Source organism: Myceligenerans crystallogenes (assembly GCF_039529775.1).
Taxonomy (GTDB): Bacteria; Actinomycetota; Actinomycetes; order Actinomycetales; family Cellulomonadaceae; genus Myceligenerans; species Myceligenerans crystallogenes.
The window spans coordinates 471,447-494,013 of the sequence record NZ_BAAANL010000002.1 but is presented as its reverse complement, the minus strand read 5'-3'; the positions used below and the strand labels follow the sequence as shown (position 1 = coordinate 494,013).

General features: G+C 74.0%; 21 protein-coding genes. 12 read left to right on the top strand and 9 right to left on the bottom strand.

Annotation, left to right across the window (positions count from 1 at the left end; translation table 11 throughout):
• Positions 1-12: 12 nt before the first annotated feature.
• Positions 13-1,080 (bottom strand): DUF6177 family protein, encoded by a 1,068-nt coding sequence (locus tag ABD208_RS06995; RefSeq protein WP_344100951.1) that lies wholly within the window; start codon positions 1,078-1,080, stop codon positions 13-15.
• 166 nt (positions 1,081-1,246) lie between these two features.
• On the opposite strand from ABD208_RS06995, the gene ABD208_RS06990 reads away from it, so the two are divergent.
• From ABD208_RS06990 to ABD208_RS06970, 5 genes are all read left to right on the top strand, one after another.
• Positions 1,247-1,618: a DUF6507 family protein gene (locus ABD208_RS06990; RefSeq protein WP_344100947.1), complete on the top strand. Its 372-nt coding sequence runs from the start codon at positions 1,247-1,249 to the stop codon at positions 1,616-1,618.
• Between the two features lies 1 nt (position 1,619).
• A complete protein-coding gene (locus tag ABD208_RS06985) occupies positions 1,620-3,488 on the top strand; it encodes a hypothetical protein (protein ID WP_344100945.1) in 1,869 nt (622 codons plus the stop codon).
• Between the two features lie 6 nt (positions 3,489-3,494).
• A complete protein-coding gene (locus ABD208_RS06980; protein WP_344100942.1) occupies positions 3,495-3,929 on the top strand; it encodes a hypothetical protein in 435 nt (144 codons plus the stop codon).
• 182 nt (positions 3,930-4,111) lie between these two features.
• A complete protein-coding gene (locus ABD208_RS06975; protein WP_344100940.1) occupies positions 4,112-4,600 on the top strand; it encodes a hypothetical protein in 489 nt (162 codons plus the stop codon).
• A 183-nt stretch (positions 4,601-4,783) separates the two neighbouring features.
• On the top strand, positions 4,784-5,092 hold the full coding sequence (locus ABD208_RS06970) for a hypothetical protein (RefSeq protein WP_344100938.1): 309 nt from the start codon (positions 4,784-4,786) through the stop codon (positions 5,090-5,092).
• Between the two features lie 21 nt (positions 5,093-5,113).
• Here the strand turns inward: ABD208_RS06970 and ABD208_RS06965 are convergent, their stop codons facing one another.
• From ABD208_RS06965 to ABD208_RS06940, 6 genes are read right to left on the bottom strand one after another with little or no spacing between them, the layout of a single operon-like run.
• On the bottom strand, positions 5,114-9,430 hold the full coding sequence (locus ABD208_RS06965; RefSeq protein ID WP_344100935.1) for an FtsK/SpoIIIE domain-containing protein: 4,317 nt from the start codon (positions 9,428-9,430) through the stop codon (positions 5,114-5,116).
• Positions 9,427-10,302 (bottom strand): hypothetical protein, encoded by an 876-nt coding sequence (locus ABD208_RS06960; protein WP_344100933.1) that lies wholly within the window; start codon positions 10,300-10,302, stop codon positions 9,427-9,429. Before ABD208_RS06960 ends, ABD208_RS06965 begins: the two co-directional genes overlap by 4 nt.
• Positions 10,302-11,582 (bottom strand): EsaB/YukD family protein, encoded by a 1,281-nt coding sequence (locus ABD208_RS06955; protein WP_344100931.1) that lies wholly within the window; start codon positions 11,580-11,582, stop codon positions 10,302-10,304. The genes ABD208_RS06960 and ABD208_RS06955 overlap by 1 nt, the downstream gene beginning before the upstream one ends.
• Positions 11,579-11,962 carry a hypothetical protein gene (locus ABD208_RS06950; protein WP_344100928.1) on the bottom strand — a complete coding sequence of 128 codons (384 nt, stop codon included), beginning with the start codon at positions 11,960-11,962 and terminating at the stop codon, positions 11,579-11,581. The genes ABD208_RS06955 and ABD208_RS06950 overlap by 4 nt, the downstream gene beginning before the upstream one ends.
• Entirely contained in the window at positions 11,962-13,104 is a 1,143-nt protein-coding gene (locus ABD208_RS06945; RefSeq protein ID WP_344100926.1) for a DUF6177 family protein, read from the bottom strand. Before ABD208_RS06945 ends, ABD208_RS06950 begins: the two co-directional genes overlap by 1 nt.
• Positions 13,101-14,108 carry an FHA domain-containing protein gene (locus ABD208_RS06940; protein WP_344100924.1) on the bottom strand — a complete coding sequence of 336 codons (1,008 nt, stop codon included), beginning with the start codon at positions 14,106-14,108 and terminating at the stop codon, positions 13,101-13,103. Before ABD208_RS06940 ends, ABD208_RS06945 begins: the two co-directional genes overlap by 4 nt.
• 226 nt (positions 14,109-14,334) lie before the next feature.
• Here ABD208_RS06940 and ABD208_RS06935 point away from each other — a divergent pair, with 226 nt between their 5' ends.
• The 3 genes from ABD208_RS06935 (at position 14,335) to recQ (ending at position 17,030) form a co-directional block, all read left to right on the top strand.
• Entirely contained in the window at positions 14,335-14,658 is a 324-nt protein-coding gene (locus tag ABD208_RS06935; protein WP_344100921.1) for a hypothetical protein, read from the top strand.
• Between the two features lie 90 nt (positions 14,659-14,748).
• The gene (locus tag ABD208_RS06930) at positions 14,749-15,060 is read left to right on the top strand and encodes a pore-forming ESAT-6 family protein (protein WP_344100919.1); all 312 of its coding nucleotides are present in this window, start codon (positions 14,749-14,751) and stop codon (positions 15,058-15,060) included.
• 119 nt (positions 15,061-15,179) lie between these two features.
• Positions 15,180-17,030 (top strand): DNA helicase RecQ, encoded by a 1,851-nt coding sequence (gene recQ, locus ABD208_RS06925; RefSeq protein WP_344100917.1) that lies wholly within the window; start codon positions 15,180-15,182, stop codon positions 17,028-17,030.
• A gap of 81 nt (positions 17,031-17,111) precedes the next feature.
• Here recQ and ABD208_RS06920 read toward each other — a convergent pair whose 3' ends face one another.
• Positions 17,112-18,299: a low temperature requirement protein A gene (locus tag ABD208_RS06920; RefSeq protein WP_344100914.1), complete on the bottom strand. Its 1,188-nt coding sequence runs from the start codon at positions 18,297-18,299 to the stop codon at positions 17,112-17,114.
• 78 nt (positions 18,300-18,377) lie between these two features.
• Positions 18,378-19,001, bottom strand: coding sequence for a class I SAM-dependent methyltransferase (locus ABD208_RS06915; RefSeq protein ID WP_344100912.1), 624 nt, complete (start codon positions 18,999-19,001; stop codon positions 18,378-18,380).
• A 96-nt stretch (positions 19,002-19,097) separates the two neighbouring features.
• Between ABD208_RS06915 and ABD208_RS06910 the strand changes: the two genes are divergently transcribed.
• From ABD208_RS06910 to ABD208_RS06895, 4 genes are all read left to right on the top strand, one after another.
• Complete coding sequence (locus ABD208_RS06910) at positions 19,098-19,568, top strand: hotdog fold domain-containing protein (RefSeq protein ID WP_344100910.1); 471 nt, start codon at positions 19,098-19,100, stop codon at positions 19,566-19,568.
• A gap of 129 nt (positions 19,569-19,697) precedes the next feature.
• Positions 19,698-20,129 (top strand): YciI family protein, encoded by a 432-nt coding sequence (locus ABD208_RS06905; RefSeq protein WP_344100908.1) that lies wholly within the window; start codon positions 19,698-19,700, stop codon positions 20,127-20,129.
• Positions 20,107-21,324, top strand: a complete 1,218-nt coding sequence (locus ABD208_RS06900; RefSeq protein WP_344100904.1) for an RNA polymerase sigma factor — start codon at positions 20,107-20,109, stop codon at positions 21,322-21,324. The genes ABD208_RS06905 and ABD208_RS06900 overlap by 23 nt, the downstream gene beginning before the upstream one ends.
• 65 nt (positions 21,325-21,389) lie before the next feature.
• Positions 21,390-22,484: an NADH:flavin oxidoreductase/NADH oxidase gene (locus tag ABD208_RS06895; RefSeq protein WP_344100902.1), complete on the top strand. Its 1,095-nt coding sequence runs from the start codon at positions 21,390-21,392 to the stop codon at positions 22,482-22,484.
• Positions 22,485-22,567 lie beyond the last annotated feature (83 nt).

Here is a 22,567-nt window from a genome sequence, read left to right as displayed (position 1 = left end):
CCTGCCGACCGATCAGACGGGCCGCGAACCCTCGTCCGTCCCGCCGACCCAGCGCGCGATCTCCCGCGCCCGCTCCCAGCCAGACCCCGCTCCGTTCCCCGCCAGCGGAAACCGCAGCGCCACCATCCGCCCCCGCGCCTGCCGCTCGGCCCCGAACCGCCCGACGGCCTCATCGAGCGGGACCTCCCGCTCCCGCAGCGTCGGCGCCCCGATCACCAGGTGCAGCGGAGCGGCCGTCGCCCCGGACGCGGGAGCGATCAGCAGATCCGCCCGCCCGGCGAAGGTGGACGTCATCGCGTGGTTCACGATCGGCTGCGCGGGGAGCCAGTCCAGGAAGTCCCGCGCCCGCCGCTCGGCCTCCGCCACGGCATCGGCTCCCGCGGGTCCCAGCGCGATATCGAGCGTGGAAAGCTCCTCGATTCCCTGCCCGGTCCGCCGGATCAGCAGCGACCCGACCACCCCGCGCCCGGCCACCACCACATAGGTGGGCCGGGGTGATCGCCGCTCGGCGTAGAGGTAGATCGCCTCGTCGTCCCACTGCTCAAGCGCCGGCTCGGCCGTTCCCCACCCCGCGGGCTCCCGCCCGGTGAGGTGTTCGACGGCGCGCGCGGCCGTCCGCCCGAGCCCGCGACTCTGCAGGCTGCTCCGCACCGCGATCTCCAGCCGCAGCACCTGCACCAGGCCGTCGGTGGCGCCGTGCGTCGTCAGGAGGCTCGTGTCCGACGACGCCGCCTCGAGCCGGCCGGCACGTCCGCCACCGGTCACGGCGTCCTGAGGTCGAGCGACCGGCAGCCCGGTGACGCCGTCGCTCATCGCCCCGCCGTCCTGCCGCACGACCCACGCCCCGCCGGCGGCCTGCACCAGGTCGTGCAGCGGACGGGTCAGCTTCGATCCCGGCCCGGTCACCAGCACGGGACGGCGCCCACGGAGACCGGCCAGCAGGTCCGCCCGCGCGCCCGACAGGCTGACGACGGGTTCGCGCGATTCCATGACCACGATCCCGCCGCCGGAGTCGCCGACGTCGCCGTTGGCGTGGGAGTTCCGCTCGCGAGAATCATGCGCGGCCGGCGTGAGGTCCATGCCCGGGATTCTGCCAGGCGCCCCCAGACCCGGGCGAATAGCCTGATGTCGTGCGTGTCGCGACTTTAGTCGACAACCTCTCACGATCCCTCTACGGTGAGTGCGCAGGCCTGACGTGCGACGTCGGGCAGGCTGCCCGCAGTGCCGACGAAGGTGACAAGGAGTCATGGACGGATACCGGATCGACCCCGCCGGGGCGAGCCGCGCGCTGGCCGCGGCGGCGACGGCCGGTGAGAGCCTGACCAAGGCGATGTCCGAGCTGCCGACGGCGGCGTCGTCGGCCGGTGCGGCGACGGCGAGCGACACGATCGCGTCCGCGCTGACGGGCTTCGCCGAGGCGAAGGCCGACGCCCTCAAGTCGATCGGCGACCGTCTCGCGGTCGGTCCGGCGGCGGTCAAGGCCGCGCTGGCGAGCTACGAGCAGGGCGACCAGGAGATGGCGGCGACCCACGCCAGGGCCGGCACGCAGACTCAGGGCACGTCCTTCGACATGTCGCGGTTCGGCGCGACGCCGTCGCCGGCCGCCGGGAAGGGTTGAGATGCAGTTCCTGTTGGTAGACGCCGCCCGGGTCCCGGGCGAGGAGCTGGACCCGGGGGCCGTCGAGGCGACCTCGGGTGCCCTGCGGTCGAAGGCGTCGACGATCCGTGACCTGGGCGCGGACTACGTGTCCGCGTGGCAGACGATCGGCGAGCACTACGAGGCGCCCGAGGCCCCGCAGCTGCTCGGTTCGATGAACCCCGTCCGGGACGAGGCCGAGCTGGTCGCGACCGACACGCATCGGGTGTGCGACCACCTGGACGACCATGCCACGACCCTGCGGACCCTCGTGGACAAGCGCAAGGCGCTGATCGCGGAGATCGAGGACTTCCGCCGCCGCGTCGCCGCCGAGACGGACGGCCTGGGCGGCGTGATCGCGGACATCGGCATCTCGCTGACCCTGCCGCCGCACCTGATGACCGAGAACGACGCCCTGCAGCACCGCCTCGACGCCCTGGGCGGCGCGATCACCGAGGCCGAGGAGGAATGCGCCGCCCGGATCCGCGCGGTGGACGCCCCGGCGGCACCGGGCTGGGCCGGCCAGTTCGCCGACGCCGTCAGCGCGGGCGCGGGCCAGATCGCGGACACCCTCGGCTGGGGCGACTCCGACGAGATCGAGCGCTTCACCGACTCGTTCCTGAACGACCTCCTCAACGGCAGCCCGAACCTCCTGCTCCCCGGAGGCCTGGCCCTCGCGGGCCTGGCCGGCGGCGCCGGCCTGGGCCAGGGCGGCGGCACGGGCCAGCAGGTCTTCAACGACTGGCTCCGTGGCCTGGAGAACGGCATCAAGGACGGCCAGCAGTGGATCGACGACGCGGTCAGTGACTTCGGTGCCTGGTGGATGGACCGTGTCGAAACCATCGGGGACGACTGGGCCAACGTCGGCGACGCCTCGGTCGAGTGGTGGAACGCGGTCGAGCCCGGAAGCACCGCCCGTGTCACCGAGGTCTCTGCTTCCACTCTGCGGTGGCTGGGCGCGGTCAGCGGCGCTCTGGGCACGACCGCGGTCGGCGGCACCATCGCCTTCAACCAGTTCGACGACGGCAATCCCTGGGCCTCCACCATCAACGACGACGTGTCACAGGAATTCGATGGCAGCGGCACGCCCCAGTTGGCCGTACCTCGCGGTCTGGATGGGCTGGCGCGGGGCATGGTCGATGCCTACGACGCAGGCACAGCCGTGGGGGGTGCTGTGGTGCGTGTGACGACGATCGACGGTCCCGACGGACCGAAGGTGGTCGTGACGGTCCCGGGTACGGATTTCTCGTTTCTGGGCTGGTCGCCGCTTGCCTCACCGAATCTGCCCAATGATCTGACCGGGAACCTGGTCACTGCCGGCGGTGGGCAGTCGACCATGACCGATGCCGTCCGTATGGCGATGGAACAAGCAGACATCCCCGAAGGCGCCGATGTGCTGATGATCGGGCATTCGCAGGGCGGAATGACTACTGCCAAGCTGACCTCGGACCCGGACTTCGTGGAACAGTTCAACGTCACCGATGTCATCACCCTCGGCTCACCTATCGACAGCGACAGTATCGACCCAGGCGTCAACGTGCTGGAGATCAAGCACGACAGCGATACTGTCGCCAAACTTGACCTCGGCGACGCGCGTCTCACAGGCATGGGCAGTCCCGAGAAGAGCCAGAACCACACCATCGTCACGCTCGACGACCCCTCCCATTTCCTTGACGGCTACAACAACCACATCGAAGACAAGTATCTGGAGTCCATCCAGGACACACATGACGCAGATCTTGCCGCTGCCGAGCAGCGGCTGCGGGACAGCGGCTTCCTGCTGGAGGCCGACGGCACCGGAGTGGACGATCGGGTCAGCGGGCAGGACATCCAGGTCGGAAGAACGGACTGAAACATCATGACCACACGAACGACATCCGCACCGTCCCGCTGGATCATTGGTCTCACCGCCGTCATCACAGTTCTGCCGCTCATGGGGTGCTCCGCGGCCGCCGAGTCAAACTGCGAGGGCCTCTACGAAGGCCTCGCCGAGTCCGTCAAGGGCGTCGAGTCTGCCGACTTCGACTGCACGAAAGGACCCAGCGGTGAATCAACCCTCGGAAAGGTCTATGTCGCGGACGACGTCACAGAGGACCAGGCCACGGCCATTCTCGAAGAGGTGTACAAGGCCTACGCCCGGCAACCAGAGATCGACAGTGCCCAGCGACCGTCCTTCGGGATCGTCAGTGAGAACGGATCTTTGGCCGTAGGTGCGGACAAGCTCGGGTTCGACGGAGGTCCGAACATGAATGAGGTTCGTGAGAAGTACGGCATCAACCCGGGCGATTCATGAGTGCCACGAAAGCAGGCCACCCCATCGAGGGTTCCACGACGCTTCGTGTCACGGGCCCTGAGTGGACGCGCCTGCAGGACCCCGCAACGGCGTCGGCGGGCGACCCTCTGGCGCGCACGCTAGCGGACTGCGGCGCCGCCCCCGTGCGTGCGACCCTTTTCGCGGTGGATCAGGACCGCGGAGTGCGTACCGAGTTCTTCCTGCTCGGTGAACGCGCAGTTCTTGTCTCACGACGCCTCGCGAAGATCGAGGGCAGCATCCGCATCGAACCTGGCGCACAGGTGACCTTCAGTCTCGTGGATGACCTGTGGCCGGGCGTGGCCCGCACCCTCCCTGATGTTCCCCAGCTCCGAGCCCCGGCGTCGGAAGCGGCCGGCACACCGGACCGGGAGCTCGACCTGCCGGAGCCCGATCGGGAGGCCCTGCTCGCACGCGAGACCTTCGCCCTCCAGGTCACCGTGGAAGCCTGGCCCGATTCTGACGCGGAGACCCCGAAGGTCCTCTGGGCCCGCCACTGGTCCGTGGCAGACGACCGTCTCCTGGACGTCCGCGCAGGCGAGGGCACAGTCAAGCTCGTCGAGCGCCCTGCCGGCTCCGTCGCGGCCGAACTCCGCTGGGCCCTGGTAGGCGCGATGGACGCCACTGCCGCGCGCGCGGCCGAGTCACATTGATTCGGATGGGAAGGGAAGTCAATCGTGCAGCAGCTGCCCTCGCCTGAAGGCAACAGTCCGCAGGATGCGCCTGCCTGGAGCAACGGGGGTCCAGGGTCGTTTCAGTCGCCGGTCGACCAGGCCCAGCTGACTTCTCCTCGAGGGCCGGAGGTCGCCCCATCGGGTGCCGGCACGACGGGTGATGTGGTCAGTACGGTGGTGGGGATCGCTCTCGGCCTGGTCGGCAGCTTCTTCGGGTTCTTCTGGGGCATGTTCCAGATGGTGGCGAGTACCGCTTGGAGCGACGCTGCCGAGTGGGTCTCTCTCCCGATGGTCGCCGTGATGATCCTCGGCCCCTGGGCCTCCTGGCTCGTGTCGACCGTGTGGGCGATCATCCGCCTGGTGAGGCGGCAGCCGGCGGCTCGGCTGCTGGGCAAGTTCGTCCTTGCCGCGGTCGTGACCTACGTTCTGGCGAACGTCGTGCACTTCGTGAACCTCAGCATCACCTCCTGACGACAACTGCCTCCGTGACGCCTATCTCTGCCATTTCTCGTAGGCCGTCTGGACTAGGACCGGCGGCGCCCCCCGCCGCAGCAGCATCCCCCGCCCCGGCGGGAGCTGTTGCGGCCGCGGTCCGCCCAGGATGCTGCCCTCGCCCGGGTCGCCGGACATGACGAAGCTGGTCGCGCCGTAGTCGTGCAGCGCGTTCGGGACGCCGCCGTACAGGCGGCTCGCGCCGGCCACCGGCCTGCTGAGGATGATGTTGAGGTTGAGGTCCCGCGCCTGGGCGAGGTACTCCTGGAGCGGCGTCAGGGGGTCGTACCCGCCCGCGGACATCATGTCGTGGTCGTCCACCAGCACCACGAGCTTCGGGAACCGCGGCTTGCTCCCGCGTGGCGCCTCGACGAACCGTGCCGCGCGCCCCGCCAGGACGTCCGCGGCCAGCCCGGCGCACAGGTTGCGGCCGAACTGCGGGCTGGGCGCGTGCCCGCCGGTCATGGGCTCGGGGACGGCGGCGGCGACGTCGCCCCGGATGTCGAGGATCGCGAAGGAGACGTCCTGTTCCTCGTGCCGTTCGACGATCCCGGCCGCGATGCTCCGCAGCAGGCTGGTGCGCCCGGTGCGGGAGTCCCCGAAGATCATCAGGTGCGGGTCGCGCCCGTTCAGCTCGAGCAGCGCGGGCCCCATCGTGTCCTCGCGGATGCCGAACGGGACGTGGTCCGGCTCTTGGCTCTGGTCGGGGAGCGCCTCGTACCCGATCTCGGCGGGCAGCTCGCGGATCCGCGCCGCGACCTCCCCGGTCCAGGCCTCCGACGACGCCCGGACCAGCTGGTCCAGCCCCGCGCCCACGGCGGCCGCCCGCCGGGCCGCCGCTTCCTCCTCGGGCGAGGGCCCGCCGATGACGCCCCCGAACCCGCCGCCGGCCGCAGGGCCGCCGGAACTCGCGCCCGCCCCGGCGTCGTCGTCGGACAGCTTGCCGAGCATCGGCAGCGCGATCTGCGCGAACAGGCTCTCGTCGGTCAGGACGCGTCCGGTCTGGTGCGGCTTGATCGTCTCGACGAGCTTGCGGGCGATGTTGGACTCGGTCGGGTCGTTGAGCCGTAGCTCCATCCGCGTGCCGACGAAGCCCTGCCACTGCGCGCGCAGGTCCCCGAACCGTCCGACGGCGAACACGACGTGCAGCCCGAACCCGCCGCCGCGCTGCAGCAGCTCGCCGACGCCGGCCTCGAGCTCCTCGAAGTCGGACCGCAGCAGCCCGGCGCCGTCGACCAGCAGGACGACGTCGGCCGACGGCAGCTCCGGCACCTGACCGGTGGCGTGCAGCTCGCGCAGCACGGCGAGGTTGTCGATGCGGTACCGGGCGAACGCCTGCTCGCGCACGGCCAGCATGCCCCGCAGCTCGACCACGAGGCGCTGGAGCCGCCGGCGGTCCGCCCGCGTGGCGACCCCGCCCACGTGATCGAACCCCTCGATCCGGCTGAGCCCCCCGCCCACCAGGTCCATCCCGTAGATCCCGACCTCCTGCGGCGTGTGCGTGAGCGCCAGCCCCGCCGCCACCGTCCACAGGAAGGTGGTCCGCCCCGACTGGGGCGCCCCGACCACCACCGCGTGCCCGCCCGACCGCGTCAGGTCCAGCTCCCACGTCCCCTGCTGCTGCGTGGCCGGGGAGTCGATCAGCCCCAGCGGCACCGACATCTGCCGCCGCCGCCCGGCCCCCGCCCGCAGCTCGTCCGCCGTCGGCACCTCGGCCCGCCGCAGCACCTCCCCGAGCGTGATCCGCGCCGGCAGCGGCGGCAGCCACACGGGCCGCCCGGGCTTGGCCGCCCGAGCCAGCCGCCGCCCGAGCACCTCGACCATCGGCGTCTCGGTGGACGGCCGGTCCAGCCGCTCCTCCTCACCCGCCGCCGACACGGGCACGAGGATGTTGTTCGCCTTGCGCACGTCGTTGAACGGCCCCAGCACCAGCGGCCGGTACAGCTCGTCGTCGGGCGCGTCCGGCTCCGGCAGCTGCTCGGTGACCGGCCCGGACACGTACCCGGCCCGGAACCGCCGGTACACGGTCGTGTCCACCTTCAGGTACCCGTACCCCGGCACGGACGGCAGGTGGAACGCGTCCGGCGTGTCCAGCACCACCTGCGACTCCGACTCGGAGAACGTCCGCAACCCCAGCCGGTACGACAGATAGGTCTCGAGGCCCTTCAGCTTGCCCGCCTCGATCCGCTGGCTCGACAGCAGCAGGTGCACCCCGATCGACCGCCCGATCCGCCCGATCATCAGCAGCAGGTCGACGAACTCCGGCTCCGCCGTCAGCAGCTCCCCGAACTCGTCGATCACCATCATCAGGTGGGGCAGCGGTTCCAGGGCCGGGTCCTGCGCCCGCAGCGCCCGGTAGTGCGTGATCGACGGCGAGTTCGCGGCCTTCAGCACCTGCTGCCGCCGCGTGATCTCGCCCTGGAACGACGCCTTGGCACGCTGGATCAGCCCCGGGTCGTCGGCGAGGTTGTCGAGGATCCCGGCCGTGTGCGGGATGTTCTCGAACGGCGCGAACGCCGCACCGCCCTTGAAGTCCACGAGGATGAGCGACAGGTCCTCGGGCGGATGCGTCACCACGAGCGCGGTCACGAGCGTGCGCAGCACCTCGGACTTGCCGGACCCGGTCGCCCCCACGCACAGCCCGTGCGGCCCCATCCCGTACTGCGCCGCCTCCTTGAGGTCCAGCAGGATCGGCGCCCCATTGTCGTCGAGCCCGATCGGCACCCGCAGGAAGTCCCGCGGCTGCCGCGGCCGCCACGTCGTGGCCGGGTCGAACGACGTCGCGTCCTGGATCCCGAGCAGTTCGTCGATCGTGGTGGTCCGCGCCTCCGTGCCGCCCCGCCCGTCCTCGGCCGACGCCACCAGCCGCAACGGCGCCAGCGCGTGCCCGAGACCGCGCAGCAGCGCCGGCTCCGGCGCGTCCGAGGTACACCGCACCGCCGCCACCCCGTCCGGGGTCCCTGCCGCGGCCCCGAACGTCTCGACGACGAGCCGCGGCTTCGCCGCTGCCGTACCGCCGGCCGTCGCGCCGCCCGTCCGCACGATGTCCGACGCCGCCGTGCCCGACGCCGCCGTCCCCCGTCCCGTCATGCCGCCCGACGACGCCGTGCCCGACGACGCCGCCGCCCTCCACGCCACGCCGCCCGGCACGGCCTGCGGCACGTACGTCATCGCCGCCCGCTGCCCCCCGCCGGCCGCCTCCACCGTGACCCGCGCCCCGATCTCGCCCGGCTCGTGCAGCCGGTCCGACAGCAGGTGCACGATCGTGATGTCCAGCTCCTGCAGCGAGAACCCGGACTCCAGCGGGATCTGATGCGCCACCCCGCCCCAGTCGTCCACGAACACCACGGCCCGCGGCCCGCCGGGCCCGCGGTTCCCGGACCCGCCCATGGCGCGCCGTCGTTCCCCGGCCCGCTGCACCCGCTGCTCGACGTCGCCGCGCAGCAGCCGCACCATCGCGCCCAGGTCCGGCGCGACGCGGCGTACGGGCGCGGGCCCGTCGAACCGCTCGTCGTCCACCAGGTGCGGCAGCTGGTCGATCCCGGCCCAGTCCGCCAGCCGGTCGGCCGGCGCCACGAGCGCGCAGTACGCGTCCTGGGGCGCGTGCCAGGCGCTGATCTGCGCGATCATCGCCCGCGCCACGCCGAGCACGTCCTCGCGCGGCCCCACCACGGAGACCTCCCCGGCCCGGTCCAGCGGCACGGTCACGGGCACGTGCCGCAGCCGCGCGTGCCGCTCCGCCAGCGCCCGCGCCTCGCCGAGCAGCATCGGGTCCGGCTGCTCGGCCGGCCCCTCGTTCAGGTGCAGGGCCAGCCGCGGCCGCGGCACGTCCCCCAGCCCCACGCGCACGCGCAGGAAGTCGGGGTCCCAGCGCCGTCGTTCCCAGCGCCGGGCAGGATCCCGCACCACGTCGAGCAGCGCCCCCGGCGCCGGGTCCAGCTCGTGGGCGACCCGCCGCGCGTCCCGCTCGGCCGCGAGCAGGTCGCCGCGCAGTTCCTCCAGGTGGTCGAGGTACTGCTCGCGCTGGTCACGCCGCTGCCGCGCGGCGTTCCCGCGCTGCGACAGCGCCATTCCGAGCCCGCCGATCAGCGCGACGGCGAGCACCATGATCGCGACCACGACCATGACCGGGTTGTTCCGCATCAGCAGCATCATCGTCATCGACGACACGGCCCCCAGCACCGGCAGCAGCGCCTGCAGCGGGAACCCGCCCCGCTGCCCGCCGCCCACGGCGGGCGGCTGCGCGAGCGGGCGCGGCGGTTCCGGCTGCGGCACGCGGGTGGTGCGCGCGGGACGGTGGACGAGCTTGTGCGTCATGCGGAACTTCCCGGGTGAGGTGCGGTGGCGGGGCCGGGCGCCGCGGCGCCCGTGTGCGCCCGGGCCGACGTCAGCAGCTCTGCCGCGAGCTGCGTCAGCGCGGTCATCGTGGGCGCGGCCAGCTGCGGCAGGGGAGTGATCAGGGACGACGCCGCCGCGTGGTCGTGCGGGACGACGACGGGACGCCCGGCCGGCCACGGCGCGTTCGCGATCCCGCCGGGCAGCGGCCCGCCGACCCCGGAGGCGACGAGCACGACGGCCGTGCCGGGATGCTCCGCCCGCAGCCGCAGGGCGAGCTCGGCGCTCGCCTCGAGGGACCCGGCGTCGGTCCGCCCGGCGACGGTCACCGCGTGGGAGGCCGCCGCGAACGCCGACGCCTCCCGCGCCGACCGCTGCCCGGCGTCGGTCACGACGATCTCGAAGAACCGGCCGACGGCGTTCACCGCGCCGATCCACTCGGACACCGGCGGGTTCCAGGCCGCGGTGCCCGCCACGCGCAGGCCGTGCGGGGCGAGCGGGAGCCGCGCCGCGGCGTCGGCGAGGCCGCGCGGCGGCTCGTCGTCGGTCAGCGCGGAGAACTCCACCAGGGCGTTCGCGCCGCAGCGCAGGCCCAGCCCGGCCGCGCCGCCCGACGCGTCCGTCGCCAGCACGGGCCCGGGGCGCCGGGCGGCGAGGACGCGGGCGCAGGCGGCGGCGATCGTCGTCGTCCCGGTGCCGCCGTCGGCCGCCACGAAGGTGAGGCGGCGGCTGGTGTTGACCGGGGCGCGGACGGCGTCGTCGGCCGCGGCCTCCCGGCGGGTGAGGTCGCCGGTGCCCCGGACGGCGTCGGACAACAGCGACCACGCCCGGCGCCGGCCGGCCCGGGCGGCCATCAGAACACCCCGAGCATGAGGTCGAACACGCCCAGCACCCCGAGCAGCACGGGGAAGAGGGCGAGCACCGCGAGCAGCTCGATCGTGTTGCCGAGGGAGCGCCAGCGGGCGCGCTGCTGGATGTTGGGGCGCAGCGCCGTCGCGACGAAGCCGGTCACGGCGAGGGTCAGCAGGACGCCGGCGGCGAGGTACGGGGCGTCGCGCCACGCGAGGACCGACCCCGCCGCGACGCCCAGCACGACAGCCGCCCACAGGGCGGCGACCTGGGTGACCAGCGGCATGGGGCGGGCGCGCAGCGCCACGACCAGCAGGACGAGGCCCGCCAGCGCCCGCGCGGTCGCGTCCGGCGTGACCAGGAGCACCGGGACGGCCCCGGCGATCGTGGCCGCGACCGCGGCCGTCGCCCAGCTCATCGTGGAGTACGCGGTCGCCAGCGCCGGGACGACGTCGGAGCGCTCGTGCGTGTGACCCTCCAGCGTCGAGTCGTCGAGGCGGTGGACGCCGGCCGCCGTCAGCGCGAGGGTGGGCAGCAGGCCCAGGACCAGCACGGCGACCACCGCGACGATCCCGGCCACGGAGTCCGCCGGAAGGCGCAGGAAGCCCGGCACCGCCGCGAGCACCGTCAGGCCCAGGCCCGTCAGGGCGCCCGTCAGCGGGCCCTTGCTCCGGCCGCCCACCGCGGCGAGCGCGAGCCAGCCCACCGCCGCGCCCGCCACGTACCCGGCCGCGCTGCCCGTCAGGTCCGCGAGGACCACCGCGACCGCCACGCCCAGCCCGGCCGCCGCCGCGCCCGCCACCAGGGAGACCAGGCCGCGCGCGGTCGCCGCCGCCACGAGCAGGATGACGGCCGACGCGATGACGGCCAGCGCGGTGACCGGGCCCGGCTGGTCCAGCGCGATCACCAGGCCCGCCGCCGCGACCAGCACGCCGATCCCCGCCGCGCCCGTCGCCCGCCGCGCCGCCTCGGACCACTGGCCCGCCACGCCGGCGCGCACGGCCGTGGCCACCTCGGTCACGTCCGCGACCTCCGCGGGCGGCGGCGCGTCCTGCGCGCGCATGACGCGCAGCACCTCGCCGTCGGGGACGTCGTGCGCGTCGAGGGTGATCGCCAGGTCGAGCTGGTCGCCCGTGGGCCGCACGAGCGCGACCGCGCCGGGGCCCGGCGGCTCGTCGACGAGCTCCAGGAGATCGGGCAGGAGCACGGCGAGCTCCTCGTCGGACGGCAGGACGACGTCGCCGCGGCGCTGCGAGCCGACGACGGTCAGGCGGGTGAACCTCATGGTGCGGTGGCTCCGTCGGTGTCGGTCTGGGGGGCGGGGGACTGGGCTCGGCCGGACTGCGGGGACTGCGGGGACGCCGGGGCCGGAGAGCCCGCGGGCGCCGTCGTCGGCGCCTGCGACGAGGACGGCTGCGACGACGTCGGCTGCGGCCGCGTCATCGCGCCCGGCCCGTTGCCGCCCGCGATCTGCTCCTGCACGAACGAGAACCCCGCCACCCCCGCGCACGCGACCGCGCCCAGCACGACGCTCGTCACGAACCGCATCACGTTGTCCGGGGTCGAACGCCGGGACCCCAGGTCGCCGTGCAGGAACGCCTCGCGGAGGCGCTCGCGGCGGGTGGCGACGGACTCGAGGAGCTGCTTGTCGGCGTCGCGGGCCATCAGTCCTGCCCTCCCGGCGGGACGAAGGGGAGGTGCCGCGGCCCGATCCAGCGCAGCACCTCGGTCATGCGGGCCCAGTCGGAGTACGCCGCGTCGCCGAGCGGCAGCACGAGGGCGGCCGCGCCGCGCGTGCCCGCGAGGGTGCCGCCGAAGCGCGCGATCCCGTCGCGGGCCGGGACGCCCGACCTGGTCAGGGCCGTGTCGCCGATCAGCATCGCGAGGGGCAGCGTGGGCGCCTCGATCACGGGCGGGACGTTGAGGTCCGCGCGGGTCGTCCTGGTCAGGGCGAGGCCGGACTCGGCCCGGCCGCCGCGGGAGGCCAGGGTGAGGGCGTCCGGGACGCGGCCGAGGGTCTCGGCCGTGGCGGGCTCGCCCGGGGCGCCGCCCCGGATCCAGAGCTGCGTGGTCTCCTCGACGCCGTCGGCCGTGCGCAGGGTGCGGATCGTGCCGAGGGCGTGGTCGCCGACGACGACGAGGTGCGGGCCGCGGTCGACGAACCGGCGCGAGTACTCGGTGAACCTCTCGCGGTCCCAGGGGGCCAGGGCGGGTTCGTGCGTGCCCCAGGAGGTGAGGCCCGCGCCCGGCAGGATCGTGCCGAGGAGGATCTCGGCCGCCCCGCCGAGCAGCGTGGACGCGCGGGCCGGGTGCGTGACCGTGACCGAGAGGGTGAGGCGCCGGGTCGCGGGGAAGTCGCGCACGCGGGGGTCGAGGGCGGCGGGCTCCCGGCGGAGGAAGACGGGCGACAGGTCGGCGGCCGTGAGCTCCGCCGCAGGCCGGCCGGCGCCCGCGACGCCGTCGGCCAGGTCCCGGAGCCTGCGGCCCGTGAAGCCGTCGCGGAGCGTGCCGGCTCCCTCGCGACCGGTCTCCCGGACGACCCAGACGCCGCCGGCCGAGCGGATCGTGTCGGCGAGGACGGGGGTGAGCACCGAGCGTTCGTCCGTGACCAGCGCGAACGTCGCGTCGGCGTCGTGGTTGCCGGGCAGGGTGCGGTGAATGAGGTCGGAGCGCGCCTCGGAGAGCGCCACGACCCTGGCGCGCGACTCGTTCTGCAGCAGGCCCTCGGCGACGTGGTCGGCCGCGGGCGGGAGCGCGGTCCCGTCGGGGCGGACGCGAGCGGTGTACAGCGGCGGCTCGGCGCTCATCCGGCGACCACCACCGTGAAGGGGCGGCTGCCCAGGTGGACGGTGTCGCCGGGCCGCGCGGGCGCCTGCGCGCCGGGCGGGATCCGCCAGGTTCCCTCGGTGGTGGTCACGCTCGTCCCGTTCGTCGACCCGCGGTCGGTCACCCAGCAGATGCTGCCGTCCCACTGCAGGTGGGCATGGGTGGTGGAGATGGACAGGTCGAAGTCCCCGAAGGGCACGACGACGTCGACCCGCTCGCCGGGCTGCGGCCGCGGGTTCCGCCCGACGAGCGCCGTCCCGGTGACGTGGATCCGCGCGGGTCCCGACAGCAGGAAGCACCCGCCGGCCACGCCGCCCGGGGGCGCGGGCCGCGCGACCGGTTCCGGCTCCGGCTCCGGCGGCCGAGCGACAACCGCGGGTCGCGGGGCGGGCGCCTCGGCCGCGGGGGAGTCGCGTCGTGCGGGGAGCAGCGGGAGGGGCCGGCGCGGGCCGGGCGTCGTCGTCGACCCGGCAACGGGCGTCGGCCCCGCGAGCGGCAGGGGCGCGGCGGCCGGCGCCGGCGGCGGGCCGACGACGGCGAGCGGATCGCGGCCGGCGAGGCTGACCGCGTGCACCTGCTGCCACGGCCAGCGGCCGGGGCCGGGCGCGGTGCCGGCGAACGCGTCGACCCAGCGGATCCCCGCGACGACGGCACCGGGCGTGCGTCCGGTGAGGCGGAACCCGCGGAGCATGAGGGCGCCCGCGACCAGGACGGAGGTGATCCCGAGAACGGGCCCGGACGCCGTCGTGCCCGGCAGGGCGCTCAGTACCAGGGCGGGGATCGTCGTGGCGAGGAGCGCGACCGTGTCGATGATCACACTGCCGGTGCGTGCGGCGCCGGAGGCCGGTGCCGTCCCGGTGAGCAGCGTCTCGGCTCGCAGCCGCAGCCCGGACAGCGGGGCGGAGCAGCGCGGGCAGGCGTGGGCCGCCTGGGCGAGATGCGCGCCGCACGTGCCACACGTCGTGGCCTCGAGTCCCCCTGGCACGTCGTTTCCTCCGGTGGTCCGTTCGTGGTGGGTCCGTGCGCACGGTATCTTGCCATGCTTTGTCGGGTTCACCAGGACTTCGGCGCCTGTTGCCTACTTTCCTTGACAAGATCCGGAAGGCCGGAGATAGGTTCAGCAGACAGGCAAATCGCCTGTACCGGGCGACCCCTGCGAGGGCGGCCCGGGCGACGGGAAGGAGGCGCGCCGCGTGGGCGAGAAATTCGATATGGGTGACGACACCCTGGTCAGGCTCGCGAAGAAGACCCAGGGGTCCGGCGAGGACCTGACGATGCTGGTACGCCAGCTCGGTCAGGCGGCCGAGCCGCTCGAGGGCAAGTTCAACGGGCAGGCGCGTGCCGCGTTCGACCGGTTCAAGGGCCGGACGGACGAGATCGCGGTCGAGCTGACCAGCGCGCTCGCCGCGGTGCTCGGCGGCGTCGTCGGCATGGAGAAGGCGTTCGCCCAGGGCGACGTCGAGGGCGCGGACGGCTTTGCGGGCTCGGAGGGCTCGGCGAACTTCGACGCCGCGCGCTTCGGCGGCGGCCGCTGACGTCTTGCGCGCGGGCCCCGTGGCCCGCGCGGGTGCAGGCGCCGGCTCCGGCCGGCGGGACGACATGAGGAATCACGGAGGGGGACAGTCATGGCGAACGACATCGAGCGCAGGTCTTTCGACGCGGGCGCGTCGGCCGAGGCGCAGGCGAACTTCGACAGGATCGCGTCGCAGCTGGAGGCGCTGATCGACCAGCGCGACGCGGACGTGAAGTCCGCGATGGCCGAGTACCAGGCCGACGGCGTGTCCGACGAGTACCACGCCAAGGAGCAGCGCTGGAACAGCGCCGCGACGGAGGTGCGCACGATCATCCGGGTGGTGCGCCAGGCGCTGGAGGAGAACGACGCGACGGCGCGCCGGGCGATGCAGGGTGCCAAGGCCGCCGTCGACAGCATCGGCTGAACGCCTCGGCGGCGACGCCGTCCTGCCCCCGGTGGCGGACGGCGTCGCGGTCGGCGTCGTCCACAGGCGCGTCGCGGCCACGACGACGGATGTCGGTGACCGTCCCTAGACTGGCCGCCATGACCCTCGCCGACCCGACCGCGGACGCGCTGACCTCCCTCGACCCCGCCCTCGACACGCTGCGCCGGGTCTTCGGGTACGAGGAGTTCCGGGGCGAGCAGCGGGCGATCGTCGAGACGGTGATCGGCGGCGGGGACGCGCTGGTGCTCATGCCGACCGGCGGCGGGAAGTCGCTGTGCTACCAGATCCCGTCACTGGTGCGGGAGGGCGCGGGGGTCGTGGTCTCGCCGCTCATCGCGCTGATGCAGGATCAGGTCGACGCGCTGGACGCGCTCGGGGTGCGGGCCGGGTTCCTCAACTCGACGCAGGACGCCGGGCAGCGCCGCGCCGTCGAGCGCGCGTTCGCCGACGGCGAGCTCGACCTGCTGTACCTCGCCCCGGAGCGGCTGCGGCTGGACTCGACGACCCGGCTGCTCGAGCAGGGCAGGATCGCGCTGTTCGCGATCGACGAGGCGCACTGCGTCTCCCAGTGGGGCCACGACTTCCGGCCGGACTACCTCGAGCTCTCCCACCTGCACGAACGCTGGCCGGACATCCCGCGCATCGCGCTCACGGCCACCGCCACGCAGGCCACCCGCGAGGAGATCGCGACCCGTCTCGACCTCACGGGCGCCAGGCACTTCGTCGCCAGCTTCGACCGCCCCAACATCCAGTACCGCATCGTGCCCAAGGACAACCCGCGCCGCCAGCTGCTGGACCTGCTGCGCACCGAGCACGACGGCGACGCCGGGATCGTCTACTGCCTGTCGCGCAACTCCGTGGAGGAGACCGCCGCGTTCCTCGGCGCAGAGGGCATCCGCGCCCTCCCGTACCACGCGGGGCTTCCCGCGCCGGTACGCGCCCGCAACCAGGCCGCGTTCCTGCGCGAGGAGGGCCTCGTGATGGTGGCCACCATCGCGTTCGGCATGGGCATCGACAAGCCCGACGTGCGGTTCGTCGCCCACCTCGACCTGCCCAAGTCCGTCGAGGGCTACTACCAGGAGACCGGCCGCGCCGGCCGCGACGGCCAGCCGTCCACCGCCTGGCTCGCCTACGGGCTCGCCGACGTCGTCCAGCAGCGCAAGATGATCGCCGGCTCCGACGGCGACCTCACCCACCGGCGCCGCCTCGGCGCCCATCTCGACGCGATGCTCGCGCTGTGCGAGACGGTGGAGTGCCGGCGCGCGCAGCTCCTGGCCTACTTCGGGCAGCAGGCGGTTCCCTGCGGGAACTGCGACACGTGCCTCGCGCCGCCCGAGTCGTGGGACGGCACGATCGCGGCGCAGAAGATCCTGTCCGCGGTGTACCGCCTGGACAAGGAGCGCAACCAGCGGTTCGGCGTCGGCCACGTGATCGACGTCCTGCGCGGGAAGGCCACGCCCAAGGTCGCCCAGTGGGGCCACGACGAGCTGACGGTGTTCGGCGTCGGCGAGGATCTGGCGGACGGGGAGTGGCGCGCCGTCGCGCGGCAGCTCATGGCGCACGGCCTGCTCACCGTCGAGGGCGACCACGGCACGCTGCTGCTGACGGACGCCAGCGCCGAGGTGCTGGGCCGGCGGCGCGAGGTGCGGCTGCGCAAGGATCCCGAGGGCGCCCGCACCCGGGCGGCGGCCAGGGCGCGGAAGAAGGCGGGCCCGGTCGCGGACCTGTCGCCCGAGGACGCCGGGCTGTTCGAGACGCTGCGCGCCTGGCGGGCGGGCGTCGCGAAGGAGCAGGGCGTGCCGGCCTACGTGGTCTTCCACGACGCGACGCTCCGGGCCATCGCGACCGCGCGCCCCGCGGCCCTGGCGGACCTCGCGGGCATCAGCGGCGTCGGCGAGAGCAAGCTGGCGCGCTACGGCGAGGGCGTCCTGGCAGCGATCAGCGGCTGACGGATCGGGCCGGCAGGGTGCGCAGGCTGAAATCGCGCGTGAACACGCTCTCTCGCGCGAATTCCGCCTGATGCCACGGGATCAGCCGGCCGCCGGCGTCCGCCCGCGTAGGAAGGCCTCCGTGGCGCACACCGCCACCAGGACCGCGACCACCGTGCCCAGCGCCACCAGCGGCGGCGCGAAGGTCAGTGGGATCCCCAGCGCCAGCAGCACGGCGGTGCCGCCCAGCCGGGCGGCGGCCCAGCGCCCGGTGGCCCGGTGCAGGATCGCGGACGAGGCCACCAGCACGACGGCGATCCCGGCCGCCAGCGCCCACCCGCCGAGCGCGCCGAGATGGTCGTCCTCCAGGTGCGCCATCGCCTGCTCGATGCCGAGCGCGCCGACGATGACGCCGGCGATGACCGGGAAGTGGCCGTAGGTGAAGAGCTCGGCGGCGCGCTCGGCCTGCTTGGTCCGCTCCAGCCCGTACAGGCTCGACTCGAGCTCCTCGAGCCCGTGGCGGAAGTACAGCCACCACAGGCACACGGCCACCGCGATCGCGAGCACCGCGCCGGTCGCGGTGGACCACGAGACCGGCTCGTGCGCGAGCCCGACGCCGATCGCGACGATCGACTCGCCCAGCGCGAGGATCGTCACGAGCCCGTGCCGCTCGGCGAAGTGCTCGGGCGAGTTCACGACCCAGCCGCCGCCGCGGGTGCCGAGGAAGATCGCGGCGAAGTCGTACAGGACGGCGGCCAGCCAGATCCACAGCTGCGGGTCGCCGCCGAGAACGGCGCCCGTCGCCAGCAGGGCCACCGTCGGCAGCACCGAGGTGACCAGGGTCAGCAGCACCTGGCGCCGCAGCGCCGCGTCGTCGCCCGCCGCCACGTAGTACGCCGCCAGGTGCGCGATCCGGACCACGGCGTAGCAGAACACCAGCACGCCCGGCGCGTACAGCCCGCCGGGCAGGTCGTGGTACGCCTCGGGGATCGCGAGGGTGGCGAGGAACATCGCGACCATGGCCACGACGAACGCCCCCTGCAGCATGCCGCGGTTCGCGCGCGCCTGGTTCGCGAGCCAGGTGAAGCAGCACCACGCCCACCACAGCAGCGACAGCACGAGCAGGCCCTGCAGCACCGACGCCGGCGTCTCGCCGTGCGCCATCAGTCCGGTGACCTGCGTGAACGCGAAGACGAACACGAGGTCGAAGAACAGCTCGAGCGTGGTGACCCGGTCACCGGCCCGGCTGGGCGTGACCAGGGAGGCGAGCGGGCGGGACGTGAGGTTCACGGTGAGTTCTCCGGGGGACGGCGGTGACCCCCACAGGCTACTGGCCGCAGCTCGCCGCCGGCGGGCCCACCAGCGGGTTCACGGCCGGATGGCGTGGATGCGCTCCACCATGCCCAGCCCGTAGCGGTCCGTCTCGGTGATCTCGAAGCCCAGGTCCCGCACGCGGCGCCGCTGCCGCCGGGTGAAGTGCTCGCCCGCGGCGGGGATCGTGAACGCCTCCACGATCCACTGGCCCAGCCGGACCGGGGGCCATGTGCTGCCGACGTGGTCCAGCAGGAGCAGGCTGCCGCCCGGCCGCAGCACGCGGCGCATCTCGGCCAGCGCGACCTCGGGCCGCGGGATGGTGCACAGGGACAGCACGCAGGTGACGGTGTCGAACGTGGCGTCGTCGTACGGGAGGTGCTCGGCGTCGCCTTCCCGCAGCTCGGCGGCGACGCCGAGCCGGGCCGCGCGGCGGCGCGCCTGCTCCAGCATCGGGACGCTCAGGTCGATGCCGGCCACCCTGGTCACGTCGTCGTGCAGGAACTCCAGGTCACGGCCGGTGCCGGCGCCGACCAGCAGCACGCGCCCGCGGGTGCGCGCGCCGAGCCACTCGCGCCCGTCCGCGAGCAGGTGGCGCTCGAACCACGCGATGCCCTTGTCGTAGCCGGGCGCGGTGCGGTCCCAGAGGCGCCGCTGCCGCGAGGTCGCATGAGATTCCATGTCCGCAGGCTGTCACGCGATCGGCGGCGCGTCCAGGACGGCCGCACGCGAGGTTCCTGCTACTGAGCGTCCCACGAACAAGCTATGCTCCGGGGCGTGACCACCGATGTCTACCGCCTGTGGCAGAAGCTCTCCGGCCGCCCCCTCGGGAAGTGGGCCTTCGGGAGGGCCTACGGGCTCAAGGTCCCGTACTTCCGCACGATCCGCCCGCGCTTCACCGAGGTGCGCCCGGGTTTCTGCCGGCTCGTGGTGCCGGACCGCCGCGGGGTGCGCAACCACATCGGCACGGTGCACGCCATCGCCGTGTGCAACGGCCTGGAGGCGGCGATGGGCGCGATGGCGGAGGCCACCGTCCCCGACCACAAGCGCTGGCTGCCCAAGGGCATGGACGTGCGCTACACGGCGAAGTCCACCAGCGACATCACCTGCACGGCCGAGAGCGACCCGGCCCGCTGGCTCGACCCCGACCCGGACGTCCCGGTCACGGTCACCGCCACCCGCGACGACGGCACGGTCGTGGCCGAGGGGATCATCCACCTCTGGGTCACGGACAAACCGCGGCGCTGAGCCAGGTCCCCGCACCACCGGCACGTCGAACGGCGCCGATCCTCGCGGGCGATGTCGAGAATCCTCGCCCGGCTCCGTCCCAGGGGCGTAGGCGGTGACAGACACCGCCCGGAACCGGAGGATGGAACCATGACGAAGTACCTGCTCCTCAAGCACTACCGCGGCGGCCCCGCGAAGCACGCGAACGCCACCGACATGATCCACACCTGGGCGCCCGAGGAGATCTCGGCGCACGTCGCGTTCATGGACGACATGATCGAGGACCTGAGGGCGCGCGGCGAGTTCGTCGACTCGCAGGCGCTGTCGCCGCGCGGCGCGTTCGTGCGGTACGACGGCGAGGGCCGCCCGCCGGTCACCGACGGCCCGTTCGCGGAGACGAAGGACCTCATCGCGGGCTGGATGGTCATCGACGTCGAGTCCGACGAGCGCGCCCACGAGGCCGCGGCCCACCTGTCGTCCGCGCCCGGCAAGGACGGCAGGCCCCTGCACGAGTGGATCGAGGTCCGGCCGTTCCTCACGGACGCGTCCGAGGTCACGGATGTCACCGAACCTGCCTGGTGACACGACGCCCGCCGGGGACCCGCTGACCCTGCTGCGCGACCTCACCCCGCAGGTCCTGGCCGTCCTCGTCCGCCGCGGAGCCGACTTCGCGGCGGCCGAGGACGCCGTCCAGGACGCCCTCCTCGAGGCGGTCCGCCGCTGGGGCGACGCCGGCGGGCGTCAGGCTCCGCCGGGCGACCCGAAGGGGTGGCTCGTCACCGTCGCGTGGCGCAAGTTCCTCGACGCCCGCCGGTCGGCGTCGTCCCGGGTGATGCGCGAGGTCCGGGTCAGCCTCGAGCCGCCGCCCGGCCCGGCCGAGCAGGACGACGACACCCTGCTGGTGCTGAGCCGGTGCTGCCATCCGGCCCTGACGCCGTCGTCGGCGATCGCGCTGACGCTGCGCGCCGTCGGCGGGCTGACGACGGCGCAGATCGCGCGCGCCTTCCTCGTGCCGGAGGCGACGATGGCGCAGCGCATCTCGCGGGCCAAGCGGACCGTGAGCGGCGCGCGGTTCGACGTACCCGGCGACGTGCGCCTCGTGCTGCGGGTGCTGTACCTGATCTTCAACGAGGGCTTCACGAGCGGGCACCGTCCCGGCGCGGACGACGACGTCGACCTCGCCGCCGAGGCGATCCGGCTGACCCGCCTGCTCGTCGCCGTCGTCCCCGGGGATCCCGAGGCCGCCGGGCTGCTCGCGCTCATGCTGCTGCACCACGCGCGGCGCCCGGCGCGGTTCGACGACGCCGGGCTCCTGGTCCCGCTCGGCCGCCAGGACCGCACGCGCTGGGACACCACGATGATCGCGGAGGGCGTGGACGTGCTGCAGCACGCGCTCGCGCGCGAGCTGCTCGGGGAGTACCAGGCGCAGGCCGCGATCGCCGCGCTGCACGACGACGCCGCGTGCGCCGAGGAGACCGACTGGCCGCAGATCCTGGGGTGGTACGACGAGCTGCGTGGGCTGGCGCCCGGCAACCGGATGGTGGAGCTGAACCGGGCGGTCGCCGTCGGGCACGTCGACGGCGCGCACGCCGGGCTGCGGCTGCTCGCCGGACTCGACGCCGGCCTGCCGCGGTACGACGCCGCTGCCGCCTACCTGCACGAGCTGGCCGGGGAGCGGGCGGAGGCGGCCCGCCGGTACGCGGCCGCGGCCGATGCGGCCGACGGCACGGCGGAGCGGACCCATCTCCTGATGCAGGCGGCACGCATGCGGGAATAGTGTGCCAAGCGTGCGACGCCGCCCGGCCGGGGAATCCTGCCGGGCGGCGGATGGTTGTCCGCGGCATGAGCCTTCTGTTCCAGCCGATCACGGTGCGCGGCCTGACTCTGCCGAACCGTGTCTGGCTTGCCCCGATGTGCCAGTACTCCGCGACCGACGGCCTGCCCGGCGACTGGCACCTCGTGCATCTCGGGGCGCGGGCCGCCGGCGGGTTCGGGCTCGTGATGACCGAGGCGACCGCCGTCGTCCCCGAGGGGCGCATCTCGCCCGCCGACACCGGGATCTGGAACGACGAGCAGACCGCCGCCTGGCGCCGCATCACCGATTTCCTCCACGCGCGGGGCGCGAAGGCCGGGATCCAGCTCGCGCACTCCGGCCGCAAGGGTTCCGCGTACCCGCCGTTCCACGAGCTCGCCGACACCACCGTGCCGGCGTCCGACGGCGGCTGGACCACCCTCGGCCCGGCGGCCGAACCCTTCGGCGGGCTCGCCGCGCCCGCCGCGATGACGCCCGAGCAGATCGAGGACGTCCCGCGGCAGTTCGCCGCCGCCGCCCGGCGGTCGCTGGCGGCCGGGTTCGACGTCGCCGAGGTGCACGCCGCCCACGGCTACCTGCTGCACCAGTTCCTGTCGCCGCTGGTCAACACGCGCGACGACGAGTGGGGCGGGTCCGCCGAGCGGCGCGCGCGGATCGTGCGCGAGACCGTGCGGGCGGTGCGCGAGGTGTGGCCGGACGAGCTGCCGGTGTTCGTGCGGCTGTCGGCGACCGACTGGCTGCCCGAGGGGCTCGGCGTCGAGGACGTCGCGGCGCTCGCGGCCGACCTCAAGGCGGACGGCGCCGACGTCGTCGACGTGACGACCGGGGGAGCGGCGCCCGCGCGGATCACCTCCGGGCCGGGGTACCAGGTCGGGTTCGCGCGCCGGATCCGGGACGTGTCGGGGCTGCCGGTGAGCGCGGTCGGGCTGATCACGCAGCCGGTGCAGGCCGAGCAGGTGCTGGTCGAGGGCGCCGCGGACGCCGTGATGATCGGGCGCGAGGCGCTGCGGGACCCGCACTGGCCGCTGCGCGCGGCGCGGGAGCTGCGGGTGGAGGTGCCGCGGGCGCCGGTGGCGGCGGGCGTGGGCGTGCAGGCGCAGTACGACCGGGCGCCCTGGCGCTGACGAGCGAGGCCGTCGTCGTCGGCAGTGGCCGACGGCGGCGGCCCGCTTATTCGATTCGGAGGCGGCTCAGGAGCCCCCGCCAT

Excerpts from the sequence above, each read along its gene's own strand:
- ABD208_RS06995 (WP_344100951.1), bottom strand. The coding sequence starts at position 1,080 with ATGGACCTCACGCCGGCCGCGCATGATTCTCGCGAGCGGAACTCCCAC.
- ABD208_RS06990 (WP_344100947.1), top strand. The coding sequence starts at position 1,247 with ATGGACGGATACCGGATCGACCCCGCCGGGGCGAGCCGCGCGCTGGCC.
- ABD208_RS06985 (WP_344100945.1), top strand. The coding sequence starts at position 1,620 with ATGCAGTTCCTGTTGGTAGACGCCGCCCGGGTCCCGGGCGAGGAGCTG.
- ABD208_RS06980 (WP_344100942.1), top strand. The coding sequence starts at position 3,495 with ATGACCACACGAACGACATCCGCACCGTCCCGCTGGATCATTGGTCTC.
- ABD208_RS06965 (WP_344100935.1), bottom strand. The coding sequence starts at position 9,430 with ATGACGCACAAGCTCGTCCACCGTCCCGCGCGCACCACCCGCGTGCCG.
- ABD208_RS06960 (WP_344100933.1), bottom strand. The coding sequence starts at position 10,302 with ATGGCCGCCCGGGCCGGCCGGCGCCGGGCGTGGTCGCTGTTGTCCGAC.
- ABD208_RS06955 (WP_344100931.1), bottom strand. The coding sequence starts at position 11,582 with ATGAGGTTCACCCGCCTGACCGTCGTCGGCTCGCAGCGCCGCGGCGAC.
- ABD208_RS06950 (WP_344100928.1), bottom strand. The coding sequence starts at position 11,962 with ATGGCCCGCGACGCCGACAAGCAGCTCCTCGAGTCCGTCGCCACCCGC.
- ABD208_RS06945 (WP_344100926.1), bottom strand. The coding sequence starts at position 13,104 with ATGAGCGCCGAGCCGCCGCTGTACACCGCTCGCGTCCGCCCCGACGGG.
- ABD208_RS06935 (WP_344100921.1), top strand. The coding sequence starts at position 14,335 with ATGGGTGACGACACCCTGGTCAGGCTCGCGAAGAAGACCCAGGGGTCC.
- ABD208_RS06930 (WP_344100919.1), top strand. The coding sequence starts at position 14,749 with ATGGCGAACGACATCGAGCGCAGGTCTTTCGACGCGGGCGCGTCGGCC.
- recQ (WP_344100917.1), top strand. The coding sequence starts at position 15,180 with ATGACCCTCGCCGACCCGACCGCGGACGCGCTGACCTCCCTCGACCCC.
- ABD208_RS06915 (WP_344100912.1), bottom strand. The coding sequence starts at position 19,001 with ATGGAATCTCATGCGACCTCGCGGCAGCGGCGCCTCTGGGACCGCACC.
- ABD208_RS06905 (WP_344100908.1), top strand. The coding sequence starts at position 19,698 with ATGACGAAGTACCTGCTCCTCAAGCACTACCGCGGCGGCCCCGCGAAG.
- ABD208_RS06900 (WP_344100904.1), top strand. The coding sequence starts at position 20,107 with ATGTCACCGAACCTGCCTGGTGACACGACGCCCGCCGGGGACCCGCTG.
- ABD208_RS06895 (WP_344100902.1), top strand. The coding sequence starts at position 21,390 with ATGAGCCTTCTGTTCCAGCCGATCACGGTGCGCGGCCTGACTCTGCCG.